The organism is Streptomyces alboflavus (assembly GCF_000716675.1).
Classification (GTDB): domain Bacteria; phylum Actinomycetota; class Actinomycetes; order Streptomycetales; family Streptomycetaceae; genus Streptomyces; species Streptomyces alboflavus.
On the sequence record NZ_JNXT01000014.1, the window covers coordinates 1 to 25,775 of the forward strand.

Annotated in this window: 24 protein-coding genes; 11 read left to right on the top strand and 13 right to left on the bottom strand. The window is 73.1% G+C overall.

Annotated features, from left to right (window positions below; genetic code table 11):
* Positions 1 to 18 precede the first annotated feature (18 nt).
* The 4 genes from OO63_RS47575 to OO63_RS12590 all read left to right on the top strand — a co-directional run bounded on the left by OO63_RS47575 (position 19) and on the right by OO63_RS12590 (position 3,382).
* The gene (locus tag OO63_RS47575) at positions 19 to 1,455 is read left to right on the top strand and encodes a class II aldolase/adducin family protein (RefSeq protein WP_346009325.1); all 1,437 of its coding nucleotides are present in this window, start codon (positions 19 to 21) and stop codon (positions 1,453 to 1,455) included.
* On the top strand, positions 1,455 to 2,804 hold the full coding sequence (locus tag OO63_RS12580) for a TRAP transporter large permease subunit (protein ID WP_030359484.1): 1,350 nt from the start codon (positions 1,455 to 1,457) through the stop codon (positions 2,802 to 2,804). The genes OO63_RS47575 and OO63_RS12580 overlap by 1 nt, the downstream gene beginning before the upstream one ends.
* A gap of 33 nt (positions 2,805 to 2,837) precedes the next feature.
* On the top strand, positions 2,838 to 3,140 hold the full coding sequence (locus OO63_RS12585) for a hypothetical protein (protein WP_193560650.1): 303 nt from the start codon (positions 2,838 to 2,840) through the stop codon (positions 3,138 to 3,140).
* 71 nt (positions 3,141 to 3,211) lie between these two features.
* Positions 3,212 to 3,382 (top strand): hypothetical protein, encoded by a 171-nt coding sequence (locus tag OO63_RS12590; protein WP_030359486.1) that lies wholly within the window; start codon positions 3,212 to 3,214, stop codon positions 3,380 to 3,382.
* A gap of 1 nt (position 3,383) precedes the next feature.
* Here the strand turns inward: OO63_RS12590 and OO63_RS12595 are convergent, their stop codons facing one another.
* The 5 genes from OO63_RS12595 to OO63_RS12615 form a co-directional block, all read right to left on the bottom strand.
* On the bottom strand, positions 3,384 to 4,997 hold the full coding sequence (locus tag OO63_RS12595) for a helix-turn-helix domain-containing protein (RefSeq protein ID WP_030359487.1): 1,614 nt from the start codon (positions 4,995 to 4,997) through the stop codon (positions 3,384 to 3,386).
* 99 nt (positions 4,998 to 5,096) lie between these two features.
* Positions 5,097 to 6,221: a tetratricopeptide repeat protein gene (locus tag OO63_RS47365; RefSeq protein ID WP_030359488.1), complete on the bottom strand. Its 1,125-nt coding sequence runs from the start codon at positions 6,219 to 6,221 to the stop codon at positions 5,097 to 5,099.
* Positions 6,218 to 7,504: an ATP-binding protein gene (locus OO63_RS12605; protein ID WP_030359489.1), complete on the bottom strand. Its 1,287-nt coding sequence runs from the start codon at positions 7,502 to 7,504 to the stop codon at positions 6,218 to 6,220. Before OO63_RS12605 ends, OO63_RS47365 begins: the two co-directional genes overlap by 4 nt.
* A 72-nt stretch (positions 7,505 to 7,576) precedes the next feature.
* A complete protein-coding gene (locus OO63_RS12610) occupies positions 7,577 to 8,788 on the bottom strand; it encodes an FAD-dependent monooxygenase (protein WP_199819507.1) in 1,212 nt (403 codons plus the stop codon).
* Between the two features lie 120 nt (positions 8,789 to 8,908).
* Complete coding sequence (locus tag OO63_RS12615) at positions 8,909 to 9,709, bottom strand: SAM-dependent methyltransferase (protein WP_030359491.1); 801 nt, start codon at positions 9,707 to 9,709, stop codon at positions 8,909 to 8,911.
* Between the two features lie 233 nt (positions 9,710 to 9,942).
* Between OO63_RS12615 and OO63_RS12620 the strand changes: the two genes are divergently transcribed.
* The 3 genes from OO63_RS12620 (at position 9,943) to OO63_RS12630 (ending at position 14,635) form a co-directional block, all read left to right on the top strand.
* Positions 9,943 to 11,226, top strand: a complete 1,284-nt coding sequence (locus OO63_RS12620) for a serine hydrolase domain-containing protein (protein ID WP_063750398.1) — start codon at positions 9,943 to 9,945, stop codon at positions 11,224 to 11,226.
* A 210-nt stretch (positions 11,227 to 11,436) separates the two neighbouring features.
* The gene (locus OO63_RS12625) at positions 11,437 to 13,719 is read left to right on the top strand and encodes a LuxR C-terminal-related transcriptional regulator (protein WP_030359493.1); all 2,283 of its coding nucleotides are present in this window, start codon (positions 11,437 to 11,439) and stop codon (positions 13,717 to 13,719) included.
* Positions 13,720 to 14,197: 478 nt separating this feature from the next.
* Positions 14,198 to 14,635 carry an SRPBCC family protein gene (locus OO63_RS12630; protein WP_030359494.1) on the top strand — a complete coding sequence of 146 codons (438 nt, stop codon included), beginning with the start codon at positions 14,198 to 14,200 and terminating at the stop codon, positions 14,633 to 14,635.
* A 117-nt stretch (positions 14,636 to 14,752) separates the two neighbouring features.
* On the opposite strand, the gene OO63_RS12635 is transcribed toward OO63_RS12630, so the two are convergent.
* The 4 genes from OO63_RS12635 to OO63_RS12650 all read right to left on the bottom strand — a co-directional run bounded on the left by OO63_RS12635 (position 14,753) and on the right by OO63_RS12650 (position 17,883).
* Positions 14,753 to 15,493, bottom strand: coding sequence for a class I SAM-dependent DNA methyltransferase (locus OO63_RS12635; protein ID WP_030359495.1), 741 nt, complete (start codon positions 15,491 to 15,493; stop codon positions 14,753 to 14,755).
* Between the two features lie 119 nt (positions 15,494 to 15,612).
* Entirely contained in the window at positions 15,613 to 16,146 is a 534-nt protein-coding gene (locus OO63_RS12640; RefSeq protein WP_030359496.1) for a putative immunity protein, read from the bottom strand.
* 49 nt (positions 16,147 to 16,195) lie between these two features.
* On the bottom strand, positions 16,196 to 16,834 hold the full coding sequence (locus tag OO63_RS12645) for an NAD(P)-dependent oxidoreductase (RefSeq protein WP_030359497.1): 639 nt from the start codon (positions 16,832 to 16,834) through the stop codon (positions 16,196 to 16,198).
* Entirely contained in the window at positions 16,831 to 17,883 is a 1,053-nt protein-coding gene (locus OO63_RS12650) for an EamA family transporter (protein ID WP_078619096.1), read from the bottom strand. The genes OO63_RS12645 and OO63_RS12650 overlap by 4 nt, the downstream gene beginning before the upstream one ends.
* 80 nt (positions 17,884 to 17,963) lie before the next feature.
* Between OO63_RS12650 and OO63_RS12655 the strand changes: the two genes are divergently transcribed.
* Positions 17,964 to 18,854, top strand: coding sequence for a LysR family transcriptional regulator (locus tag OO63_RS12655; protein ID WP_030359499.1), 891 nt, complete (start codon positions 17,964 to 17,966; stop codon positions 18,852 to 18,854).
* Positions 18,855 to 18,873: 19 nt separating this feature from the next.
* On the opposite strand, the gene OO63_RS12660 is transcribed toward OO63_RS12655, so the two are convergent.
* A complete protein-coding gene (locus OO63_RS12660) occupies positions 18,874 to 19,527 on the bottom strand; it encodes a TIGR04222 domain-containing membrane protein (RefSeq protein ID WP_030359500.1) in 654 nt (217 codons plus the stop codon).
* Between the two features lie 242 nt (positions 19,528 to 19,769).
* Here OO63_RS12660 and OO63_RS12665 point away from each other — a divergent pair, with 242 nt between their 5' ends.
* Both OO63_RS12665 and OO63_RS12670 read left to right on the top strand, forming a co-directional pair.
* Entirely contained in the window at positions 19,770 to 21,836 is a 2,067-nt protein-coding gene (locus OO63_RS12665; RefSeq protein ID WP_030359501.1) for a M6 family metalloprotease domain-containing protein, read from the top strand.
* A 125-nt stretch (positions 21,837 to 21,961) separates the two neighbouring features.
* Complete coding sequence (locus tag OO63_RS12670) at positions 21,962 to 22,495, top strand: hypothetical protein (protein WP_078619097.1); 534 nt, start codon at positions 21,962 to 21,964, stop codon at positions 22,493 to 22,495.
* A gap of 92 nt (positions 22,496 to 22,587) precedes the next feature.
* Here OO63_RS12670 and OO63_RS12675 read toward each other — a convergent pair whose 3' ends face one another.
* Together OO63_RS12675 and OO63_RS12680 are read right to left on the bottom strand one after the other, a co-directional pair.
* Positions 22,588 to 22,974: a hypothetical protein gene (locus OO63_RS12675; RefSeq protein ID WP_030359503.1), complete on the bottom strand. Its 387-nt coding sequence runs from the start codon at positions 22,972 to 22,974 to the stop codon at positions 22,588 to 22,590.
* Positions 22,975 to 23,257: 283 nt separating this feature from the next.
* Positions 23,258 to 23,752 (bottom strand): hypothetical protein, encoded by a 495-nt coding sequence (locus OO63_RS12680; protein ID WP_234311235.1) that lies wholly within the window; start codon positions 23,750 to 23,752, stop codon positions 23,258 to 23,260.
* A 489-nt stretch (positions 23,753 to 24,241) separates the two neighbouring features.
* Between OO63_RS12680 and OO63_RS12685 the strand changes: the two genes are divergently transcribed.
* Complete coding sequence (locus OO63_RS12685; protein ID WP_030359505.1) at positions 24,242 to 25,144, top strand: class I SAM-dependent methyltransferase; 903 nt, start codon at positions 24,242 to 24,244, stop codon at positions 25,142 to 25,144.
* 32 nt (positions 25,145 to 25,176) lie between these two features.
* On the opposite strand, the gene OO63_RS12690 is transcribed toward OO63_RS12685, so the two are convergent.
* Positions 25,177 to 25,731 (bottom strand): hypothetical protein, encoded by a 555-nt coding sequence (locus OO63_RS12690; protein WP_030359506.1) that lies wholly within the window; start codon positions 25,729 to 25,731, stop codon positions 25,177 to 25,179.
* Positions 25,732 to 25,775: the final 44 nt, after the last annotated feature.

The following is a 25,775-nucleotide window of genomic DNA, read 5'->3' on the forward strand; positions in this document are numbered from 1 at the left end:
TCCCCAAGGAGCCCGCCCATGACCACCACCAGGCCCCGCCCCACCGCTCCCGGCGCCCCACCCCACGAGACGCACCAGACCCAACACCCGCACACCGCCGACCATCCGCACCCTTCGCGCACCCCCGCCCCCTCGTTCTCCCACCCCTCCGCGCGCGCCGCCGTCGTCGCGACCGCGCACGCCCTCGCCGCCCGTGGACTCGTGCACGGACGCACCGGCAACGTGTCGCTGCGTACCGCCGACGGCCGCGTCCTCATCACGCCGACCGGCGTCGACCTCGGGGCCGTGGCGCCCGATGACCTGTCCGTCATCGACGCCGACGGCGGCCACGTCGAGGGACCGTCGCCGTCCAAGGAAGCGTTCCTGCACGCGGCGGTGTTGCGGGCGCGGCCGGACGCGCGGGCCGTCGTGCACACCCACTCGCCGTACGCCGTCGCCGTGTCGTGCCTCGAAGGGCTCGACGCCGACGACGCGCTGCCGCCGCTCACCGCCTACTACGCGATGCGCGTCGGACGGCTCCCGCTGCTCCCGTACTTCGCGCCGGGCGACGTGCGGCTCGCGGGCCCGGCCGAGGAGAAGGCCCGTACCCACGCGGCGCTGCTGCTGCGGCACCACGGCCCGGTGGTGGCGGCGCCCGGGCTCGACGCGGCGCTGGAGGCCGTCGAGGAGCTGGAGCAGACGGCACGGGTCTTCCTGCTGGTGCGCGGCACGGACCACGCCCGGCTGACCGAGGAGCAGCGCGCGGCCCTCGCCCCTCGACTCCCGCGTCCCGTGGCGCTGTTCAGCGCGCTCGCGATCAAGAAGGCGCTGGACGACACCGTCCTGGAGGCGTTCGCCGGTACCACCGGCATCGAGGTCGAGGGCGTGTACGAGCCCACGAACGTCCTCCTCGATCAGATCGCGGGCGGCGCGCGGCCCGACGTCATGGTCGGGGTGACGGGCGGCCTGGAGAGACTGGCCGCGTCGGGGGTGCTCGACCAGGCCTCGCTGCGTCCGCTCGCGCGCGTCGGCATCGGGGTGGCCGTGCCGCCGGGCGCGCCCGCCGTCGACGTCTCCAGCACGCAGGCGCTCGTACGGGCGTTGACGTCGGCGCGGTCGGTGGCGTACTCGCGTACCGGGGCGAGCGGTGTCGCGTTCGCGGCGCTGCTCGACCGGCTCGGCATCGCGGCCGAGGTCAACTCCCGGGCCACGGTGGTCGACAAGGGGTTCACGGCGCTCGCGGTCACCGACGGGCGGGCGGATCTCGCCGTGCAGCAGCTGAGCGAGCTGCGGTTCGTGCCGGACGCCCGGGTCGTCGGCCCGTTGCCCGAGGAGGTCCAGCACTACACCGACCTCTCGATCGCGCTCGGCGCGCACGCGCGGCAGCGCCCCGAGGCCGCCGCGCTGCTGCGTCACCTCACCGCCGCTCCCGCCCGCGCCGCGTACCGCGCGGCCGGACTCGAAGACGCAAGCTGATGAACGCGATCCTCGCCCTGGTGGCGTTCATCGGCGTCATCGTCGTCTGGAACGTGGGCTTCCGGCGGAACATCGGTGAGGCGATGGTGCTCGGGTTCCTCGCGAGCGCGGCGTTCGGCGGCGCCGACGCGCCGCGCGTGGCCTGGGAGAGCCTCCTGGAGGGCCTGAAGTCGGAGATCACGTTCGCGGCCCTCGCGTTCGTCTTCGTCAGCGAACTCCTCACGCGGACCGGCCTCGTGCACCGGATGATCGACATCCTCAGCTCGCTGCTCGGCCGCCGCAAGGGCGGTTCCGCGTATGCGGCGACGGTGGCCTCCGGTCTGTTCGGCGCCGTCGCACACAACGGCGCGGCGATCGTCGCCACCGTCGGCTCGCTGGCCATCCCGTGGATGAAGCGGTCGCGGGCCAGCGGCGAGACGGCCGCCCTCGTGCTGTCCGGCAACGCGGGCGTCGGCGCGACCTTCCCGTTCAGCGGCGCGTTCTTCGTGCTCCTCGCCGCCCCGACCGTCGTACCCGTCCTGTCGTCGCACGACGTCGTCGCCACGCTGTTCGTCACCGGGGCGTGGATGGTCGCGATGCGGCTCGTCGTCGCGTACACGATCGTGCGCCGGCGCGGCGTGGGCACGATGGCCGCGGCGGACATCCGGCCGCTGCGGCAGTCGTTCGGCGCGGGCTGGACGTCCCTGCTCGTCCTCGCCGCCGTCGCCGTCCCGGTCCTCCTCACGACGGGGCCCGGCAGCGACTGGGCGACGGACCGCCTCGGCGGGCTCGACGCGACGGACGCGGTGCCGCTGCTGATGTGGCTGCCGGTGGTGATGCTGGTCGCCGGGCTGCTGGTGGAGCGGCGCGCGCTGCCGCACGGCGGGGCCGACTGGTGGCGGACGCTCGGCGAGATCGGCCCGAAGCTGGGTCTCGTGGGCGTGACGATGGTGTCCGCGTTCGCCGCCTCCGAGGTCCTCGCCCGACTCGGCCTCGGCGATCAACTGGCCCCGTACCTCGAGGACCTGCAGGACGTCCCGCCCCTGGTCGCGGCGCTCGTGGTGGGCCTGGTCCTCGTCATCGTCGCGGGCCCCCTCAACACCACGTCCACCCTCGCGGCCGTCGGCCCCGTCGCCTTCGCCGCGCTCACCGCCGCCGGCATCCCGGCCCACGTGGCCTTCGCGTCGGTCATCGTGTGGGCCTCGTCCGAGGGCTGCTCACCCCCCGGGGCCGCGCCCCTGTACGTGGCCGCGGGCATCGCCGACATCAACCCGGCCCGCATCTTCCTGCCCGTCGCCCTCTACTACCTGGTGCCGACCTACCTGTTCGGCGTCCTGATGGCGGTGGGCGTGCTGTGGATCCCGGGCTGACCGCTCGCTCGTCAAGAGAGAAGGAGAGCCATCATGCACAACGTCGTGCACAGCTTCCTGCGCGTCTTCCTGCTCGGCGCGACCCGCGTCCTGCTCATCGCCTTCCTGCTCGGCGGCTGCGCCGTCGTCGCGGGTCAGATCGTGGCCCTCGCGGCGGGCGACCCGGACCTGATGACGCTGTTCGGCACCGACGTCACCGAGGCGGTGTGCGTCATCGCGGGCGCCGCGGGCGCCTGTTCGTTCCTGCTCCTGTACGTACGGGAGCGGGGGCCCGCCGACGGCGCCGCGGGCGGGGACGGCGGGGCGACGGACGAGGGGAAGAGCGTCTGGGACTGACCGGCGCCGCCCGTCACCTCCCGCATAGCACCCTCGGGAAGGGGCACTCGGTGCGGCGGAGGTGGAAACACATGGTTCCTTTGCTGCTGGTTCTGCTGATCGCGCTCGTGCTGTTCGGCGCGGGCTTCGCCCTGAAGTTCCTGTGGTTGGTGGCGGCCGTCATCCTCGTGGCGTGGCTGCTCGGCTTCATCGTCCGCCCGGCCAGGGTGGGCGGACGCAGGGGGCGGTGGTACCGCTGGTGAGTCACGGGGACCCGACGGTGTAGGTGTCCTTGACCTTCACCTCGGTCACCCCGCGCCCCTCGGGGAACACGGCCCGCCAGTCGCCGATGACGTGCAGCTCGTCCGTACCCATGGCGCGCACGACGGCGAGGCCTTCGCGGTGCGCCTTGTACGCCTTGGTCCAGAGGTTGGAGAACGCCTGGGAGCGGATGAGGTGCATCCAGTCGGGGCGGTACAGCTCACGGTTGTAGTTCGACTCGCCCATCGTCGAGACGAACTTCGAGTACATCGCCTTGACGTACTCCAGCGTCACCTCGTCCGCCGCGGCGATCGCCGCATCCCGGGCGTCCTTCAGGGCGACGCGGAACTTCTCCAGGAGGTTCTCCGTCGCGCCGGACGTGAACGACTCGTGGATCTCCGGCGGGTCGCACAGGCCGTACTTCGGGCCGGAGAGGCGCAGGAGCAGCCGGAGGGTGGGTTCGGTGACCCACAGGGGTCCCGGTTCGTCGCGGTTGCCCAGTGGATTGGGCAGGACGTCGTCGTGGTGCCAGTCGGGCGGGGTGATGAGGTGCACGCCCGCGCGGCGGTGGTCGTGGTCGAAGCCGGTGGAGTGCTCCAGCTGGCCGATCGGCAGATGGGTCTTGAGGGCGGAGAGGTAGGCGCCGTTGATGTCGAGGGCGGTCACCTCGTGGGCGCCGGGCGGCAGTTCGCCGCGCGTCCACTTGGGGCGGCCCTCCCAGATCCGGTCGGCGCCGCGCGCCGTCTGCTTGCGCAGGATGTCCGGGACCCAGGGGTGGGCGACGACGTCGTAGCGGGCGCCCTTGCGGGTCTCGTCGAGCAGCGCCATGGCGTCCGGGATCGCCCGCTTCACCAGCGCCGCCGTGGCCGCCTCCACATCACCGGAGGCCGCGGCGAGCGCCCCGGCGACGGCGTCGCCGATCAGATCGGGCATGTCGGATGCGGCCTGCGCGCGCCGCCCCACCGGGACGACCTTCATGCCGCGGCCGGGGCTGCGGACGACACGTTGTGGGGCGGCGCCGACGGGCCGGGGTGCGGCGGCCCGGGACTGCGGCGCCGAGGCCGGGGGCTCGGCCGCGGCGGCCGGGGGCTCCGGTGCGGGGGCGGCGCACTCGGCGGGGTCCAGATGCTGCGGATAGCCCTCCACCTGATGCCGGGCGGGCTGGCCACAGAGCACACAGGGGCGAGGCTCGGCGAGTGCGTCCTGGTCGTCGTCGGCTGCGGCGTCGGCGGGCGAGGTCGGCGCCGAGGCGGCTTCCGGCACGGCCTTTTCCGGCGCCGCCGGTTCCTGTGCCGCCGGTTCCTGTGTCAGTGCCGCCGGTCCGGAGCCGGACCCGGCCGGGTCGTCCGAGGCGCCGCCCCGCTCCCCCGCCCGCCGCCCGTGCCGCTCCTCGGCCTGCTGGAGGAAGTACACGTACCGGCCGCGCAGCTCCCCGCTGGGATCGCGCCCCGCCTCCCACGCCGCGAGCGTCGACGAGCCGACCCCCATGGCACGCGCGACCTGGGCCCGCGACAGGCCGAGTCCTTCGCGCAGCAGCCGGCGCCGGTCGGCGGGGGGCAGCGGGGTGGCGTCGGGCGCGGCCGCGAGCAGCGCGTCGATCGCCTCGAATTCACTCACGGCGCTTCTCCTGGATGGGCGGACCTTCGGCTGGACGGACGGAGCCGTCAGCAGCCAGTATCCAATGTCCGTGGCGGACCACGGGCTGCCCCGGCCCGCTCAGTCCGTCTTCCTCCGGTCGAACCACACCGTGGCGAACGTCGGCACGAGCCCGGCCCAGAACAGCACCGTCGGCACGGCCCGGTCGGTCCAGGGCACTTGGGTGATGACGAGGGTGCAGAGCATGGCCCAGGCCGCCTGGGCGACCACGACACGGGCCCAGCGGCCGCGCCGGAGCAGCGACTGGACGTTGAGCTGGACGCCGGTGCGCCTGCGGCGGTAGCGCAGCAGGGCGCCGACGGCCCAGATCGCGCTCATCGGGACGAGGAACCACAGCCGCTGGCCGAGTTCGACGGGCAGTTCCCGCTGGGTCTCGCCCTCGACGGCGAACAGGTCGATCATCGCGGCGCCGAGGCCGAGGCACAGCAGCGCGAGCCAGCGCACGCCGCGCAGCATGCGGTACGTGGCGTGGTCGAGGCCACGCCGCAGCTCCTCGGATTCCGGCGCGACGGCGAGCCCGGCGGCGTACAGGTCGGCGGCCTCCACGGCCTTCACGCCGGGGGTGCCGGCGGCCTTGCGGGTCTGCCGCTCCAGGGCCCCCGGGTGGTTGGGGTCGAGCCGCAGGATGGCGAGGTCGAGCTGGTCGGCGGCGGTGCCGTTGCCTGAGATCGACGCGATCTTGTACGCGACCTCGTAGCCGTAGACCTCATCGGGCGCGAGGCGCAGCGCCTCCTTGACGTGCTCTTCGGCGAGGCGCGCCGATATGTCCATGTCCTCGCGCGAGACCTGGCCACCGCTTGCCTGGCCCCGGCTGACGATGTTGGTGATGAACACGGCGTCGGCGAGGAGCGCGTGGCCGAGCCAGTACTCCGGGGCGATGCGGACCACTTCGCGCAGGACCTGCTCGACCTCGGGCATCCGGCCGCCACCGACCCGGCGCAGCGCGTAGGACCGCATGAGGAGCCCGCCCACGTCCTCCGGGTCGAGCTTCAGGGCCTCGTCGGCCGCCGCGAGCGCCTCGTCGGGACGGCCCGCGTCGAGGTGGCAGCGGGAGAGCTTGGCCCAGGCGCGGACGTCGGCCGGGTCCTCGGCGATGCGCTGGGCGAGCAGGGCGCTCGCCTCGTCGTACCGCTCCAGGTCGATGAGGGCGTCGGCCCGCTCCACGGCGGGGTGGATCGTGGTCACAGCTTCCGCTTCTTCTTGAGGTGGGCCACCAGGTCGTCGTACATGCCGCCGTCGTTGGCGTACATCGCCACGTTCCGTGCCGAGGCGAACCACGGCTCGGTGGAGGGCACGACCTGCCGTGCGGCGGCGAGCAGGTCCTTCATGCCGATGAGGCGCACGGTGCCGGTGCGCGCCGAGTCCAGGAGCGCGCTCTCGGCCGCGGCCTCGCACAGGTGGGCCAGGTCGGCGCCGGACAGGCCGTCGGTGGCCTTGACGAGCTTGCCCAGGTCGACGTTCTCGATGGGCCGTTCCCGCAGGTGGTAGCGGAGGATCGCCTCGCGGGCCGGGCCGTCGGGCGGCAGGACGAGCAGGGTGCGGTCGAGGCGGCCGGGTCGGCGCAGCGCGATGTCCACGTCCCAGGGCACATTGGTGGCGGCGAGGACGAACACGCCCTCGTTGGCGCCCGCGTCGACGCCGTCCAGCTCGGTCAGGAGCTGGTTGACGGTGTTGCGCATGCCGCTGCTCTGGCTGCGGCTGCGCTTGCCGCCGAGCGCGTCCAGCTCGTCGAGGAAGACCACGCACGGGGCCTGGCGGCGGGCCGTCCGGAAGATCTCGTGCATGTTGCGCTCGGAGTTGCCGATCCACATGTCAAGCACGTCGTTGACCGACACCGACAGGAACGCGGCACCGAGTTCACCGGCGACGGCCCGCGCGATGAAGGTCTTGCCGCAGCCGGGCGGCCCGTACAGGAGCAGCCCGCCGCGCAGGCTCTTGCCGTACACGCGCCGCAGTTCAGGGTTGCGCAGCGGCGCCAGGAACGCGGCCTCCAGGCGCTCCTTGACCTCCTGCATGCCGCCGACGTCGGCGAGCCGGACCGTGCCGGGCCGCTCCACGTCCCACGCGTCGGCGTCCCCGGCGTCCCCGCTCCCGTCGGCGGTGAGCGGAGCCTCGACGAACCGGGGCGGGAGCACGTCACCGACCTGGTCCTGGGCGGCCTTCCAGTCGAAGCCCGGGCGGGCGGGGGCGGGCGCCTGGGCGGGCGGGGTCTGATGGATCCGCGGGGCGGGCGAGGCCTCCGGGTCGGGAGTCACCTGCCCGCCCACCCCCATCGCCCGCGCCATCAGCAGCCGGGCCTCCGCGTCCCCGGGGGCGTGCTGCAGCGCGACGGCCGCCTCGGCGACCGCGGCGTCGCCGTGCCCCGCGTCCAGGAGCAGCGCGGCCAGGTGCAGCCGCAGGGGGACGTCGTCGGGCGCCGCGGCGACGGCTGTCCGCAGGCTCTGTATCAGGGGGGATTCCACCGGCATGGCGCCAACTCTACGAAGCCGCCGCCGGTGTCCGGGCCGCGCCCCCGTGCGGACGGGGCCCGGGGCTGCTCCCTACCGAGGGGCCACGGCACGTGTGTGCGCGGCCCGTGCGACCTTCGGGCCGAGCCAGCGCTTGAGCCGGCGCAGGGCCGTCAGCCGTCCCACGGCCTTGTCGAGGCCGTAGTAGAGCTGCGGCGGGATGTGCGGCAGGAGCGGTGAGTGCCGCTGTCCGAGCAGGGCGAACATGCGGTGCGGCGGCAGCGCGAGATAGCGGGGCAGGTTCTCGTACCACTGGGCGCTGTAGCGGGCGGCGCTCTGGACCGGCAGGAGAGCGGACTTGCGCTCCTGCTCGTACGCGGCGAGGGCGCCCGGCAGGTCCGGGTGCGCGCGCAGGGCGTCGGCGAGCGCGATGGCGTCCTCCAGGGCGAGGGTCGTACCGGCGCCGATGGAGTAGTGCGTGGTGTGGGCGGCGTCGCCGAGCAGGACGACGTTGTCGCGGTACCAGCGCTGGTTGGTGAGGGTGCGGAAGGTCAGCCACTGGGGGCGGCCGTCGGTGGCGGAGCGGCCGATGAGGCGGTGGCCGTCGAGGAGGTCGGCGAAGAGCCCTTCGAGGAGCGCGAGTCCGTCGGCCTCGTCCGCGCGGTCGAGCCCGAGCCCTGACCAGGTCTCGGGGGCGCACTCGACGACGCAGGTGCTGCCTTCGGCGCCGTACCCGTAGGCGTAGCACCAGACCCAGCCGTGCTCGGTCTCCACGAAGGCGAAGTGGAAGGCGTCGAAGACCTTGGTGGTGCCGAGCCAGGTGTAGTGGTTACGCCCGGCCCTGACCTCGGTGCCGAAGTGGTCGGCGGCGTCGGTCCGCAGGGCGCTGTGCAGCCCGTCGCCCGCGACGACGAGATCGGCGTCGGCCGGCAGCGCGCCGACCTCCATCTCGTGCGCGAACTCGATCCGCACACCGAGGGCCCTGGCCCGCTCGGTCAGGATCCGGAGCAGCCGGTGCCGCCCGATCCCGAAACCCTCGTCCCCGTGATGGCGGGTCGTCAGCTCCCGCACGTGGGCCACCCCGTCGTGCCACCGCACGGAGTGCTCCTCGACGGCACGCGCGGACTCCGGATCGTGCGCGTGCAGCTTGTCGAGCAGCCCCCGCCAGTACGTGACCCCCCACCCGTAGGTCGAGCCCTCCGGGTTGCGCTCGTACACGGTGATCTCGGTGGACGGATCCTGACGCTTCAGCAGGACGGAGAGATACAGACCCGCGGGCCCGCCTCCGACGCAGACGACCTTCACGCACACCTCTATACGTTGCTCATGATTGCCGAATCGCAACGGAGAGTAGCACCAAAAGTCAGAGATCCTACTAAATGCCGGAATTGACGCCATCGCGCCCCCGAAGCCCAGCCCACCGCCTCACGGCTTCCGCGCCACCCCCACATACACCGGCATGTCCTCGTCGCGGATCCTCATCGCCCGGTCCGGCCGCCACTTCGGGCCGACGACGACGCCCGGATCGCACAGGTCGAGCCCGGTGAAGAACGCGGAGACCTCGGTGCGTGACCGCGCCCGTACCGGGGTGCCGCCGCTGCGGTAGATCTCGTCGATGCGTTCCCAGATGCCGGGGTTGAACTCATGGGTGACGTGGGACAGCAGGAGGTGGCTGCCGGACGCCAGGGGTTCCAGGAGGGTGTCGACTATGCGCTGCGGGTCCTGCTCGTCGGTCACGTAGTGCAGGAGCGCGATCAGCGACAGGGCGATCGGCCGGTCGAAGTCTAGATGCCCGCGGGCGTATTCGATGATCGACTCGGGGTCCCTGAGGTCGGCCTGGACGTAGGCGGTGCGGCCCTCGGATCTGCCGCGCAGGAGCGCTTCGGCGTGGCGCAGCACGATGGGGTCGTTGTCGGTGTAGACGACGCGGGCGTCGGGGGCGACCTCCTGCGCTATCTGGTGGAGATTCGGCTCCGTGGGGATTCCGGTGCCGATGTCCAGGAACTGCCGCACTCCCTGGTCGGCGACGTAGCGCACGGCCCGGTGCATGAACTCGCGGTTGGCCCACGCCGTCTCCTTGGCGCCGGGCATCAGCTGGACCACTTCCTCGGCGGCCGCCCAGTCGGCGGGGTAGTTGTCCTTCCCGCCGAGGAACCAGTCGTACATACGAGCCGGATGCGGAACGCTCGTGTCGATGCCGTCCGCGTCGAACGCGCTCTCTGCCACGTCGGTCCTCCCTCGCCGCAAGGCGGCGCGCCGTCTTCGGTTCGGCCAATTTGCCTGAATGTGGAGTACGCAGTTGCACAGGCTTGAGCATGCTCCCACTTGGGTCAAGCCACCGACAGGCCATCAGTTGAGTTTGCATTGTGGAAAGTTGAAAGCTGTCCGGAAGGCGCCCGCTACGATCTCGATCACATGGGCCCGGGACCGGGGCCCGCCAGGCAAGTGGGGAACTTCCTATGGTGAGAAATGGGTTCGCTCGTTCGGCGACCGTGGCGGTGACCGGCGTGGTGCTCGCCGCGGTGGGCGCGACCACCGCCGTGGCCCAGCCGGCCGGGGACAAGGCCGCGACCGGCGGCAACGCGGCGGCGGCCGATCCCGCGGCCGTCCGTGCCGCCCTTGAGCGCACCGTCACCGCGGGCGCGCCGGGCGCGTTCGCGGAGATCCGCGACCACGTCGGCCCCAAGCAGAGCTTCGCCGTCGGCAAGGCCGACCTCGACGGCACGCCGATGAACGCCAACTGGCGTTTCCGCGTCGGCAGCAACACCAAGATGTTCACGTCCGTGCTCGTCCTTCGCCTGGCCGAGCGGGGCCGCATCGACCTGGACAAGCCGCTGCGCGACTACCTCCCCGCGGGCACCCTGCCGGCGGGCTGGGACATGACCGGACGCCAGGTCATGCAGCACCGCTCCGGGATCTTCGACCACACCAACGACCTGCTCGAGCAGCAGGGCGAGGAGACCACCAAGGCGTTCGAGGAGCGCATCCGCAACACCGTCTACAAGCCCGCCGACATGGTGGCGATGTCGGTGAAGCACGGCCAGCAGTTCACCCCGGGCAGCAAGTACGCGTACTCCAACACCAACTACGTCCTGCTCGGGATGGCGATCGAGCACCTGACCGGCGGCTCGTACGCCAAGGCCCTGCGCAAGCAGATCATCGAGCCGCTGAAGCTCAAGAAGACCTCGTACGTGGTCCCCTCCAAGGCCATCACCGGGAAGCACGTCACCGGCTACCTGACGAACGACGACCGCACCAAGCCGCTCCTGGACTCCACCGAGCAGAACGGCTCCTGGGTGGGCAGCGCGGGCGCCGTCATCTCCTCCGCCGCCGACCTGGACCGGTTCCTCACCAAGCTGCTCAAGGGCCGCTCCGGCGGGCTGCTCTCCGACGCCTCGGTGAAGGAGATGACGACCGCCCTGCCCACGCCCACGGCCAAGGTCTCCTACGGTCTCGGGCTGCGCGCGATCGAGCTGTCCTGCGGCACGGTGTACGGCCACGGCGGCATCGTGCAGGGCTTCCAGACGCAGTCCTTCGCGACCCGCGACGGCAAGAAGACCGCCGTCGTCTTCGGCAACGCGTCCAACAACACCTCGGTGACGCAGGGCCTGACCAACACCCTCGAACCCGCCTTCTGCAGCACCGAGCCCCCGGCCGCGTCCCGGCGCTCGGCCGACCACGGCGCCGACCGGAACGCCCCGGCCGCCCCCGCCGTCCCGGTGACCGACGACACCCGCGTGTGAGCGAAGGACGCCCCCGTCGGTGACGCCTCGGACAGCACCGTCCGAGGCGTCACCGAAGCCCCCTCGCGCCGTTGACACTGTGCGGCCGTACGCATACGTACAGAAGCGGAAGTACGTATCCCGAACGGCGGCCCAGAGAAGTGGTCGGGACAACAGCGAGAGAGCGGTCGACCCGTCCGGGATACGGCGGTCGACGGGCACGGGGGCGTCATGGGATTCGGCTTCGGGCAGCGGCGCGGCGGGCAACTGCCGGTCGAACGGACCAGCTTCGTCGGGCGCGCGGCGGAGATCGCCCGGGTGCGGGCGGCGTTCGCGCAGGCTCCGCTGGTCACGCTGGTGGGGCCGGGCGGCGTCGGCAAGAGCCGGACGGCGCTGCGCGCGGCGGAGGGGCTCGGGGACCGTTTCCCCGACGGCGTGTGGCTCGCGGAGCTGTCGGGCCTCCGGGATCCGGAGCTGGTGCCGGCGACGGTCGCCGCCGTCCTCGAACTGCCCGAACAGGTGGGGATGGAACCGCTCGACGCGGTCGTGGCCCATCTGCGCGGCAGGCGGCTGCTGATCGTCCTGGACACCTGCGAGCACCTGGTGGACGCCTGCGCGATGCTCTGCGACGTCCTGCTGCGCGAGGCCGCCGACGCGTGTGTGCTCGCCACCAGCAGGCAGCCCCTGGACGTGCCCGGCGAGCAGTGCCTGACCCTCGCACCGCTCGCCGCCGAGGACGCGGTGGAGCTCTTCGTGCAGCGCGCCACCGCCGTGGCACCGGGCTTCACCGCGGGTGAGGACAACCAGGCGCAGCTCAGCGCGCTCGTGGGCCGCCTCGACGGCATCCCGCTGGCCCTCGAACTCGCGGCGGTACGCCTGCGCGCCGTGCCCCTCAGCCACCTCGTGGCCCGCCTCGACCAGCGCTTCGGCGTCCTCACCGGCGGGCGGCGCACGGCCCCGGCCCGGCACCAGACGCTGCGCACGGCCATCGACTGGTCGTACGAGCTGTGCCTGCCGCGGGAGCGTGAACTGTGGGCGCGGCTCTCGGTGTTCGCGGGGTCGTTCGAGCTGGCCACCGCGGAGCAGGTGTGCGGCGGGGGTGAGCCGGCGCCGGATGACGTCCTGGAGACGCTGGTCGGGCTTGTCGACAAGTCGGTGGTGCAGCACCTCGGCGCGGGCACGGGCCGCTATCGGCTCCTGGACACGCTGCGTGCGTACGGCGCCGAGCGCCTGGCCGAGGCGGACGGCACGGCGGTCGTGCGCGAGGCGCACTTCGCGTACTACCGGCGCCTCGGCCAGCGACTGTGGGACGACCTCCTGACAGACGCGCAGGCCGAGCTGTTCCGGACGATGCGCGCCGAAGTCACCGATGTGCGGGCGGCGTTGGGGTACGCCTTCGCCACCCCGGGCCGGGCCAGGCAGGGGCTGTGGCTCGCCGCCCAGCTGGCGCCGTTCTGGCGGGCCGCGGGAACGCTGTCGGAAGGGCGGTACTGGATCGACAAGGGGCTCGACCTGGTGCCCGAGGACTGCTGGGAGCGGGCCTGGGGGCTGCTGCTCGGCGGGGTGCTCGGGGTGTGGAGCGGCGACCTGGAGGTGGCGCCGGGGCGGTTCGCAGCGGCGCGGGAGGTCGCCGGGCGGTGCGGCGAGGAGCGGGTGCTGCTGTTCGCCGAGCCGTACATCGGCGCGATGCGCGCGCTCGGCGGCGAGGTCGAGGAGGGCCTGGCCGCGCTGGAGCGGGGACGGCTGCGGATCGTGGCGGCCGGGGACGCGCTCGGCATCGGCGTGGTGCACTACGAGGCCGCGCTGCTGCGGGCCGTGCTCGGCGACATCGACGGGGCACTCGACCTGTGCGGGACCGGTCTCGCCCGCCTCGAAGGCACCGGCGACCGGCAGTTGTACGCCTCGACGCTGACGGTGCAGGGCATCATCCTGTGGCTCGCCGGGCGGCACGAGGACAGCGCGCCACCGCTCAGGCAGGCCCTGGACGCGGTCAGCGAGGTCGGTGACGTCCTGGTCGCCGCGCTCTGCTGCCTGGGCCTCGGCTGGCACGCGGCCGGACAGAAGCGGTACGTCCGGGCGGCGTGGCTGCTCGGGTACGCCGAGAGCGCGCGGCGGCTGACCGGCGACCCGGTGGCCATGCTGCCGTCGCTCCTCGAAGAGCAGGAGTCGACACAGCTCGCCGTCCGGGACGCCCTCGGCGACGCCGCGTTCGAGCGCTGGCACGGCCTGGGGGCGCGGATGACGGGCACGGAGATCCTGCAGTCGGTGCGTGCCGACGTGGACGCGCCGACGTCGGCGCGGTGCGTGCCCGGAGCCCGGCGGGCGCGGGCCGCGGACTCCCTCACCCCGCGCGAACGGGAGGTCGCCGAGCTGGTGGCGGGCGGCCTCTCCAACCGGGAGGTCGCCGAACGCCTGGTCATCTCCAAGCGGACCGCCGACACGCACGTCGAGCGCATCCTCACCAAGCTCGGCCTGCGTTCGCGAGCGGAGATCCCCGGCTCCCTGGCGGACTGACCGCTCCCTGGCGGACCGGCCGCCCCCGGGGCGGGTGGTGGCGTACGTACGTATGCTGCGGGCCGCCGCCGCGCGCATCCGGCCTGCCTTTACGTATACGGATCTCAGCGCATTGCGGATGCCGGGACGCCCGGCCGCTCGGGAGGATGAGGCCGCAGCCCGGGGGCCGGGAGCGTGGTGGGCGCCGGCAGCGCGGAGGTGTCCCACGCTGCCAGGCACGGGTGCCCGGTACCGCCTCCCCCCTCAGGCGGTGCGGGAGAGGTGCGACTGCCGGCGTCGGCGGGGCAGCCGCGCCTCCGCAAGGCGTCGCGGGCGCCCGCCGCGCCCGCGACGCCCCAGGGCCCCGGACCCCGGCCCCCCGCACCACGCGGGCGCACTCGCCACCCGGCGTCGACCGGCCGCCGCCCAGCAGCCGCCGTCGCCCGGCCTTCGCCGTGGCCCGGCCTGGTGCGCGCCGCCCCCTGCCTACGATCCCTCCATGGCCCTCTTCCGCGTCGAACGCGCCACTCCGCTCAGCCCGGCCGAGGCCTGGCGGCGGCTCACGGACTGGGAGCGGCACGGCCGGGTCGTGCCCCTGACCCGCGTCACCGTCTCCGGCGGCCTCCCGCGCGGCCTCGGCACCGTCTTCACGGCGCGCTCCGGGGTCGGGCCGCTGGCGTTCGACGATCCGATGGAGGTCACCGTCTGGCGACCGCCGGACGCGGCGCGGGGCGGGCTGTGCCGACTGGTCAAGCGCGGTGCGGTGGTGACGGGTTGGGCCGAGATCGAGGTGTGGCCGCAGGGGCGTGGGACGCGGGTGGTCTGGCGGGAGGAGCTGCGGATCCGGTGGCTGCCCCGGCTCCTGGACCCGGTGGTGGCGCGGGTGGCGGCGCGGGTCTTCGGGCGGGCGGCCGGGGCGCTGCTGGCCGCGTCGTGAGGTTCCGGTTGCCGGGTCTGCCGTCGCTGCGGTGACCGGTCCGGCGGATCATCGGCCTCTCCCATGACAGGTCGGGCGGAACCGTCACACCGCCGCCCCGCCGCCCCGTCCCGACGCTCAGTCGAGAGGCTTCTCCCACACCGACACGTGCTTCGTGCTCTCGCCGGTGAACGGGGCCCGCGACCAATCCTCCCACCGGTCCCGCAGCCGGAGCCCGGCAAGGCGCGCCATCAGGTCCAGCTCGGACGGCCACACGTACCGGAAGGGGACGGCCCAGTGCTCGGCACGGCCGTCGGTGATCGTGACGTAGTTCGAGCTCATCGCCTGGGTGGCGACGTCGTAGGTGTCGAAGGCCCACTCCGTCGGGCCGATGCGGAACGGCACGGCGGTCTGGCCGGGCGGCAGGAGCCGCAGGTCGGGTACGCCGACCTCGACGACGAAGGTGCCGCCGGGCCGCAGATGGTCGGCGGCGTTGTGGAAGCAGGCGACTTGGGCGTCCTGCGTGGTGAGGTTGTTGATCGTGTTGTAGACGAGATAGGCGACCGTGAACGTGCCCGGCACCCGGGTCGTGGCGAAGTCGCCGATGCTGACGCCGACGGCGTCGCCGCCGGGCTTGTCCCGCAGCCGCGCCGCCATCGCGCGGGACATCTCGATGCCGTGGACCGGGACGCCGCGGGCCGCGAGGGGCAGCGCGATCCGGCCGGTGCCGATGCCGAACTCCAACGCCCGCCCGTCGCCCGCCAGTTCGGCGAGCAGATCGACCGGCGGGTCCACGGCCTCGGGCCGGAACATGTCCGCCGAAGTCGTGTCGTAGGTCGCCGCGATGTGTTCCCCGAAGTATCCGTCCTCATCAAGCACCCCAGGACCGTAGTACCTGGGATGCCCGGGGCGCGCGGCAATTTCCGTGCGCCGCGCGGCTGCGCGGGGCGGCGTCCTGGACGAGGTCCAGGTGCGCGGCGCGGCGTCCCCTGTGGGGTTCAGGCGCGCAGCGCGGCGTCGAGGTCGCGGATGAATTCGCCCACGCGCCCGTCACCGGACGGCGCGGCGGGCAGGCGGCCGAGGACCGCGCCGACCGCTGCCGGTGCGTGCCGGCGCGCCCACTCCAGGGTCTCCGCGGCGACGCGCGGGTCGTCCCCGGCGACCAGTTCCTCCGCCCGCGCCGCGTGCGCCGCCGCACCGACGATGTGCTTCACCTGATGGGGACTGGCCTTGGGGTGGAGGAACGCGGCCGCCGCCGCGTGGCTCGCCGACCACGCGGCGGCGGCCACGGCGGGCGACTCGGCCTCCTTCGCCGCCTTGTACGCGGCCCACGCGCTCTGCCGCAGCGCGGTCGTGCGCCGCTCCCCCGCGGCGAAGGCGTCCGCCCCCTCGATGGCTTCGCGGGGGCGGGTGTCGGCGGGGAGTTCCTGCTCGAAGACGGAGAGGACCCGGCGGGCACAGTCGGCCGCGTAGCCCGTGATCTCCCGCAGTTCGTCGTCGCTCAGCTCGATTTGCTCTGTCTCGGTGGGCACGGCCCCATCCTGCCCGAGGCCCCGCGAGCCGCCGCCGCAGGGTGCCCCGTCAGCTCTCCCCGACCGTGAAGTGCCGTTCCTCGCGCGGGTTCTCGAGCTCGTCGACGACCGCGACGGCGAGGTCTTCGGCCGAGATCCGGGAGACACCGTCGGCGTCGGTGAGGAGGGTGGTGGTGCCGCGTCGGTACGTACCGTTGCGGTGCCCGGGTTCGAGGACGGCGGGCGGGCTGAGGTAGACCCAGTCGGCCGCCGGGTGCGCTCGGGCGACGTCCAGTTGCGCGGTGCTCGCGGCGGCGATGCTGCGCCACTCCAGCGGCACGTACTCCGGGGTGTCGAGGACGAGGCGGTCGGGGTTGTCCGGTGCCCGCAGGGGTCCGGAGCCGCCGACGACGAGGATGCGGGTGCCGGCCGCCGCGGCCGCGTCGAGCAGCGCCGTCGTCGTCGGCACCGCCGTGTGTTCGTGGCCGGGGGCGGGGCGAGTCGCGGCCACGACCGCGTCGACGCCGCCGAACAGGGTGCTCATGTGGTCGAGGTCCTCGGCGTGGCCCTCGACGGCGGTCACGCCGGGCGGCAGGGCGGCCGACGGCGTTCTGCGGAACACGGCTATGAGGTCATGGCCGCGGCTCGCGGCTTCGGTGATGACGCGGGAGCCGACCATGCCTGCGGCTCCGACTACGGCGATCTTCATCGGGGTGTCCCTTTCGAGATGGAGGTGGAAGCGGGGGTGGAGGTGGAAGCAGGGGCGGAGGTGGAACCGGGTGCGGTCGCACGGGTGGAAGGGGAAGGGGGTACGGAACCCGGGCCCGAGCCGGGTGGGGTGTCGCGTGCCCGCCGTGACGGCGGAAGCTGCCCCGCGACGATCGCCGCGAGCGAGAGCCCGAACCCCACGAGCTGGACCGGGCCCAGCGTCTGCCCGAGGACGGCGGCCCCGAGCACGGCGGCCACCAGCGGCGACAGCAGTGCGAGCACCGCCACGGACGTGACGGGCAGGCTGGTGACACCGCGGAACCACAGGACGAAGGTGATCAGGCCGCCGACCAGACCCAGCCAGAGGTAGCCGAGCACGGCGGGCAGGTCGACCGCGGGCGGCGCCCCCTCGGCGAGGAAGGTGAGGGGCAGCAGGAACAGTCCGCCGGCGGCGAGTTGCCAGCCCGCGAAGGCGGTGGGGCCGACCCCGGCGGGCCGCCCCCAGCGCTTGGTGAGCGTCACACCGAGCGCCATGGTGGCCGCTCCGCCGAGTCCCGCCACCACGCCGACGGCGTCGAACCCGGCGTTCGGCCTGATGACGACCAGGCCGACGCCCACGGCACCGACGACGCCCCAGAGGAAGCGCCGGGCGGAGGGGCTCTCGTGCAGGACCGTCACAGCCAGGACGGCGACCATGAGGGGGGACGCCGCGGCCAGGGTGGCGGCGACGCCTCCCGGCAGGCGTTCGGCGGCGACGAAAAGCAGCGGGAAGAGCAGACCGATGTTCAGGACGCCCAGCACGGCGGCCTTCCCCCACCACGCCCCGCGCGGCAGCGTCCGGGCCACCGCGAGCGCGACGAGCCCGGCGGGCAGCGCGCGCAGCAGCCCCGCGAACAGGGGGTGCCCCTGCGGCAGCAGCTCGGTCGTCACGACGTAGGTCGTGCCCCACACGGCGGGAGCGAGCGCCGTCAGGGCGGTGCGGGGCAGATTCCCTCGCAGTGCACCCGCGCCGGCCACGCCGGAACCCCTCGGTGCTCCAGTACTTGTCATACCCGTAGCCTCGCCCGACGCGATCAATGAGTCCAACACATGTTTGTCAGCTCATCGATCTTGATACAAGATAGATCACCATGGAGCTCCAGCAGATGCGGTACGTCGTCGCCGTCGCCGAGACGAACAGCTTCACCCGGGCCGCCGAGCGGTGCCTGGTCGTCCAGTCCGCCCTCAGCCACCAGATCGCCCGCCTGGAGAAGGAGTTGGGCGCACGGCTCTTCGAGCGCACCAGCCGCCGGGTGCGGCTGACCCCGGCCGGCGCGGCGTTTCTCCCGGCCGCCCGCCAGTGCCTGGACGCGGCGGAGCGGGCCGCGGCCGAGGTCGCGGCGGCGGTGGGGGAGGTACGCGGACGGCTCGCCGTGGGCCTGATCCCCACCGTCGCCGCGGTCGATGTCCCGGGCGCGCTGCGGGACTTCCGCCGCCGGTACCCGCAGGTGCGGATCAGCCTGCGCGTGGGCGCGAGCGACGACCTCATCGAGCAGGTCAGGGAGGGCGCCCTCGACGTGGCCTTCCTCGGTCTGCCGACGACGGCGCGGCCCCAGGGCGTCGCGGCCCACGAACTCGCCCGCGACCGGCTCGTCGCCGTGGTCGCCCCCGACCACCCCCTCGCCGGTCAGGCGTCGGTCGGCCTGCGCAGGCTCGCCACCGAGGTGTTCGTGGACCTCCCGGCGGGCACGGCCGGACGCCTCCAGTCCGACCAGGCCTTCGCGGCCGCCGGTCTCAGCCGGGACGTCGCCTTCGAGGTGACGGCCGCCGACTACATGACCCGCCTCGTCGCACCCGGCCTCGGCATCGCCATGCTCCCCTCCGCCTACGCGCCCCAGCTCACCGGCGTCACCACCGTCGAGGTCGCCGACGCACCGGCCCGCGTCGAGTACGTCATCTGGAGCCGCCACAGCCGCACACCGGCGGCGGCCGCCTTCCTCGCCGTCCTCGACATCCCGACCGGGGACGCACCCGACGCCTGACGCGCCCCCGGTACGGCCATCAGTCGCCGCCGCCCGAGCCCCCACCGCAGCCGAAACCTCCGCCCGAGCCGCCCGAACCGCCGCTCGAACCACCGCAGTCGCCCCCGCCGCCGCCCGAGTCCGTGTCGCGGTCGAGGGCGTGCCCCAGCCGGACCATGGCCCGGCCGAGCCCCGAGGGAGCCGGAGCCGCACTGATGACGCCCTGCCGCACCGGCCCGTCCGGCAGGACCGCGGCACCGGCGAAGACGTACGCGGGAAAGCTCCCGTCCCGCTCGGCCGCCGCGAGCAGCCGTCGGCCCGCGAGGGTCGGGCGGCCGCGCGCCCCGGCCACGAGCCCCTCGTCGGCGAGGCGCAGGACGAGGGCGTCGATCTCCGGTGAGCGCGTCAGGATGGCCCGCAGCCGGGTGATACCCCTGCTCCCTTCGGGCGGGCACGCCGCGAGCAGGGCCCGCTCGACCGGGTGCGCGGGCGGCGGCGCGCCCTGGCGGCCGCGTTCGGCCGCGCCCACCGCCCGTACCCGCGACGCCCGCACCACCACGAGCCCGCGCTCCGCCAGCGCGATCACCGCGCTGTCCACCACTCGCGGCACCCCACCGGCCAGACAGGCCACGTCGTAGACGTCCAGAGCCGGGGACTCCCCCGCCGCCGTGGACCGCCGGAACCGCATCCGCATACCGACCACCCCCTGGAGCACCGCACTTGACGGCAGTGTCACCGTGCCGCGCAGACCGCAACCCCCGGGCCCCGCGCTTCAGAGGAACACTTGAGCTTCCCGCACGGGCGGCCGGGCCGGGCCGCGCACCACCGGGCAAACCCGTCCCAAAAGCCTGTTGACTCCCCAGGCGGCCCAGGCGGAAAGTACCGCTGACCGGCTTGTCATGTTCTTGTCCACACCCCTCCGACAAGAGGTGAGCCTTGTTCCTCCGCCGCACACCCATACGACGCGCAAGAACGACGCACCCCCGAGCCCGCCGCGCAGGCCTCCTCACCGCGCTCCTGGCCCTCGTCCTCTCCCCGCTGGCCGCCGTGCCCGCCCAGGCGAACCCCGAGCCGTCCGGCAGCCGTCCGCTCGTCCGGCCGATCGACCCGCAGCGCTGGCAGAACCCCGACGACATGACGTGGGCCGACTACCGGTCCGTCCCCGGCACCGACTGGGCGAACCCCGATCTGGAGCCGACGAAGCGGACCTTCAAGGGCGCCCTGGTCCTTCTCGACTACCCCGACGAGGAGTTCACGGTCAGCAAACCGGCGGGATCAAGCCTGTTCGGCAATCCGCAGCCCAGCGCCTCGAACGTGCCGCGCAGCCAACTGCCTCCGTTCTACCGCGACTTCCTCAACAAGCCGGGCACGCTCAACCGCGGCCACACCATCAACGAGTACTGGATGGAGGACTCCGGCGGCCGCATCGGCGTCGACCTGACGTCCTTCGGCGTCTACCGCATGCCGCACAAGTCGTTCCAGTACGGCATCGAGCCCCAGATGAACCCGGGCGCCTGCCCGACCGGCTTCAGCTGCGGCAAGGACATCCGCGCCGACGGCAAGGCGGCCTGGGTCGCCGACGCGGGCGAGGCCGAGACCGCGAAGTACGACTTCGTCTTCTACCTCACCGCCGGGCAGGACGAGTCGTCCGTCTGGCAGGAGTTCGGGCAGATGAAGTTCGCGTCCCCGCAGGGCGTGCCGGCGAAGTGGGGGCCGCCCGCGCCCATCAGCACCGGGGGCAACGCCGCCAACACCCGCTATGTGCCCTGGACTTCATGGGCGGCGGCCGCCCGGATCTGGCCGAACGCCTCCGGCGGCTCGTCCACCCAGGCCGAGAGCTCCGGCATGGCCGTGTACGCCCATGAGCTGAGCCACATCCTCGGCATCGCCGACAACTACAACAACCCCTACGGCACTCCGATGCGCCGCGCCTACACCGGCATCTGGAGCATGCTCTCGCGCGGGTCCTTCAACGGCCCCGGCGGCCCGCACACCCGCTGGCAGATCCCGGCCGCCAACGGCGCGTCCATGGGCTCCCAGCACATCCTGCGCGACAAGCTGAAGCTCGGCATCGTCGACGAGAAGAACGTGCTGCGCCTGGACCGCGACGCGCTCAAGGACTCCGGCACGGTCGTCGCCCGCGTCACCGCACGCTCCGCGCCGCCCGGCGACAAGGGGCTCAGCGGCGTCAACATCGCCATGAACCGCGATCTGTCGCCGTCCTGCGACCCCGCCACCGACCCCCTGTGCGACGGCGGCGGCTACGACAACTACACCGTCGAGGTCGTCGACCGCATGGGCATGGACTCCTTCACGCCCGACAACGGCGTCCTGCTCAGCAAGACCAAGAACCAGGACCGCGCCCCGTTCGCCTGGGTCGTCGACTCCCACCCCGAAGACATCGACATGGTCGACTTCAAGCGCCCCGACGGCACCCCACAGAAGATCACCATGGGCGACTACCGGCAGCTCAGCGACGCGCTCCTGCACGCCGGAGCCGACTCGGGCAGCGAGTACGAGTACGTCGACCGCGCCAACCGCCTGCACTTCTACGTCCTGGACCTGCACCGCACCCGCGCCGGTGTGCTCTCCTACACCGTCGCCGTGAAGTCCCTGGACGGCGCGGGCCCGCAGCGCCGTGGCGCCGACCTGAGCCGCGGCCACGCCAAGGGCGACCCCGACCGCCGGGCCGTGTGCAGCTTCGACCTGGACAACACGGGGCGGACGAAGGCCCCGCGGTCCGGACACCCGGAGAGCCCTGACGGCATGGACAAGTACCTGGACTCCGACGTCTACCGGCTCACCGCCACGTCCTCCGCCCGCGGCTGGTCGGCCTGGCTGCCCAACCGCCTCACCACCGCGAAGGCGGGCGGCTCCGTCGAGGTCGACGTCGCCGTCAAGGCGAGGCCGGGCGCCGAGCGGCACAACCGCGTCACGCTCACCGCCCGGTCGGAGAGCGACCCGGGCAAGACCGCGAAGGCCGTCTGCAAGCTCAGGAGGTAGCGGCGGGGGCGGTCGGCCACCACGGCGTGGCGGGCCGCCCCTGGCGTGCGCGTGGCCGTCGTCACCCCTCACAACCGGCTCCCTCGCCGCCCGTTCCTCCTAGGCTTACGCCTGGAAAGGTGGGAATGATGGACATACCAAACGTCGTCGGGGACTGGCAGGAGTATCAGTCACAGGAGTGGGCCGGGCTGCGCGTCCGCGTGCACCACCTCCGCAAGGCCACACCGCAGCGCGGGCGCGACGAGGACGCCAAGGGCCTGACGTACGTCGCGTTCGACGTCACCCTCGACAACCGCGGCTCCACCTACTTCACCATCGACCTGCACGATCACCCGCGCCACTACGACGTCCGCGTCGGCAGGGACGGACACGGCGCGTTCGTCGACGAGTTCGGCGGAGCCGTGATCCGTGACTTCAACCTGTATCCGCAGCGACGCGTCACGGCCACGCTGTACGCCGCGGCGCCCGCCTCGAAGCTGAGGCAACTCGACATCCAGATCAGTCCGGCGGTCGACGACGAGCCCGCGTTCGGGTACGTGTGGTCCGGCGGTCTCGGCGTCCACGAGGGCTCCACGCGCACCGGCGGCCGCGCCTCGTCCGCCAAGACCGGCGTGGCCAGCGAAGTGGAGCGGTTCCTCCAGGACAGCTCGGGCGACTGAGCCGGAGCCGGAACGCGGCCGGGCCCGGCCGGCACAGTCTCGCTGTGCCGGCCGGGCCCGGTGGCACCTGTCAGCGGGTGCCGGTCACCCCGTCAGTTGGTGAGGGTGACGCAGGGCAGGCCCACGCTCGCACCACCGCGGAAGCCCTCCGCGCACAGCCGGGTGCCCGCGGGGAAGTGGCGCTGGGGGTAGGCCTGGTCGCGGTACGTCCTGAACTTGGCCACGTCCTCCACCTTGGTGCTGGCCGACCAGCCGTTGGTGGTCCACACGCGCGCGGAGATGCGGTTCGGCTGGTTGGTGTTGGTGACCGACACCTCGACCCGGCCGAGGTAGGTGCCCGAGTCGTACGTCTCGATGCAGACGGAGTGGTTGCACCACTTGCCGTCGGCCACGGCAGAGGGCCCCGCGACGATGACGCAGCCGAGCGCGGCGACCACGGCTCCGACTCCGGCGGCGACCTTCTTGGTGAGCTGGTACATGCTGAGCACTCCTTCGAGCGTGTCCCTCATGGCCCCGCGGCGAGGCACTGGGAGCTGACGATTCGGGTCCCTCTGAACGGGCCCGCACCGGTCCGATGTCGCCGGACAGGGGCGGCCCAGGCAGACCAACGCGGGGCAAGATCATGAGTTACGCCGGTGTCCCTCTTGGGAGCGGCGGTCGCCCCGGGAACGCGACGGAGCCCGGTCGACCGAGGTCGACCGGGCTCCGCTTCACATCGTCAGGAGGTCAGGGGCCGGGCCCCGGCCCTCCTCGGGTCTGAGGTCAGCGACCCCAGGTGCCCTGGTTCACCGCGCAGTTCCAGCCGTTGCCACGGACCGAGAACTTCACCTTGTACGAACGGGTGCTCAGCAGCCGCGAGCGCACCTGGACGCCGAGGCTGGCCTTCTTCTTCAAGGTCTTGGTGTGGACGGAAACGGTCCTCGACGTCTTGCGCGTGACCTTGCCGCCCTTCGCCTTGGCGCTGCCGAAGCGAATGTTCTTCACGTTGGTCACCGTGAAGGTGACCTTCTTGAAGCTCTTGGTGCTCTTGTTCTTCAGGCCGAAGTACAGGCCGTTGCCCGTGACCCAGCCGTTCGAGTTGGTGTAGAACCTCGACGTGTAGACGATGTCGATCGGGCAGGCGGCGCTCCGCGGCGCGACCTTGGACGCGGTGGGAGCGGCCTTCGGCCCCTCGGACGCGGACGCGGCACCGGCCAGACCGAGCTGAGCGGCAGTGATGGCCCCGGCGGTGGCCAGGACGGCGGCGGACGTGCGCATGCGGTTCACTACGGTGTTACCTCTTCCCCCTGTGGCCCCTTGTGGGACCGACTGACAGCACAATGCGATGCGTTCGCGCCGGACGATTCACGTCCCTGCGGCGCGCCCCGTATTCCTAGCACGAGGACGACACAGGAGAACAAGTCAGCCAGCGCGTCTCCGCGGCACCGTGACAGAAGCCGGACAATCGTAAGGCATTCCGAGGTGTACTCCGGAACGGGTTCCGGAAGGGCCCTTTCCAGGGTGATTCCGGTGAACTCCCGGGGTCGCCCTCCGCGGGCCTTTCCTTCCCGGAGCCCTCCATTCCGCGTCTGGACACGTTCACGGAATTCGATTGCAGTGGCTAATTCTCGCCCCTCGCGGGGGCGTCGGGCATGGCTTGACTGCGTCGTCACGGGGGCCACTGTGGCGGGTGCAATGGACGGGTGCACGGGAACGGACCTGTCCGCGCGGGCCCCGGCGGCCCGCACCTGCTCGGAGGAGACCGTCTTGGCGACGAACCCGACCACGAACGCGCCCGGCGCGCACGGCACTTCGCACCCCACCCCCGACGACGTCGGGGCGATGTACGACCAGTTCGGCGACCTGCTCGCCATGACGCTCGGGTCGACGGCCGTGCACATCGGCATGTTCGTGCCGCACGGCGAGCCCGCGCCCGTCACGTCCCTCGTCGACCTCGCCGACCTCGCGCAGGACCGGCAGACCGAGTTCCTCATCGACACGCTCCACGGAGCCGTCGGCGGCACGCGGGCCCCGCACTTCCTGGACATCGGCTGCGGCACCGGCGGCCCCGCGCTGCGCCTCGCCGAGCGCACCGGCGGCCGGGTCTCCGCCATCACCGTCAGCAAGACCCAGCTGGTCCGGTGCGAGGACCGGCGCCGCGGGCACCCGGCGGGCGAGCGCGTCGACTTCGCGTACGGCAACGCCATGGAGCTCGGCCACCCCGACGCGTCGTTCGACGCCGCCTGGTCGATCGACTGCGTGCCCCATCTGTCCGACCGGCCCGCCGCCCTGCGCGAGGCCCTGCGGGTGCTGAGGCCGGGCGGGCACCTGCTGTTCACCGAGTTCGCGCTGCGCGGCACCCCCACCGAGGAGGAGTCGGCCGCGTACACGCGGCTGTGGACCTGTCCGCCGCTGCGGCCCTTCTCCGCCCTCGTCGGCGAGATCGAGGAGACCGGCTTCCGGATCGCGCGGGTGCAGGACATGACGGCCAACGCCGTGCTCTGCTCCGAGCTGATGTCGACCTTGTACCAGGACCGGCGCGCGGAGATCGAGGAGCGCTTCGGCAAGGAGGCGCTGACCCACACCGACCCGCTGATGGGTCCCTACCGTTCCTTCTGCCGGGACCACTTGGACTACCACCTGGTGCTGCTGCGCAAGCCGGAGGCGTAGCCCGGCGGCGCACCGGCCCGCCGTTCCAGCTCCTACGGCTGCCCGCAGGCGCCCGCCACCTCGTCGAACGTCTCGAGGAGGCCGAGGAACGCCTCCCTCCCCCAGGCGCCCACCGCCAGCGCGGCAGCCAGGACCGCGGCGCCGTGCGCGCACGCCGTGCCGTCCTCACCCCAGCCCCGCAGCCCGGTGTCGTCCCCCGCGGCCCAGGCCCGCACCGCCTGGGACACGGCGAGTTCGTGGTGGGGCGGCCCGGCGGCGGCGATCGCGTCGGCCGTGCGGACGACGTCCGACGGGGTGAGGGTGCGCGGGGCCGACAGGACGATGCCGACGACGAGGCGCAGGATGTCCCCGGTGACGGAGGGCAGTTGGCGGGCCGCGGCGGGGTCCGCCCCGTCCAGGGCGGCGGCGACCCCGGCGGCGTCCTCGCGCGCGTAGGCACGGACGAGCGCGAGCCCGCGCCGCGCGGCCTCCCGGCCGGACGCCGCCCCGGGCAGGGTCGCGCCCCCTCCCGTCCCCGCCCCCGTCTCCTGCGGGTCTGCTTCCGACAGCGCCCCGTACGGGTCCAGCTGTGAGCGGTACGACGCCATGCCCAATCCCCTTTCACAGGACGTACTCCGATCCTGCAACCTGA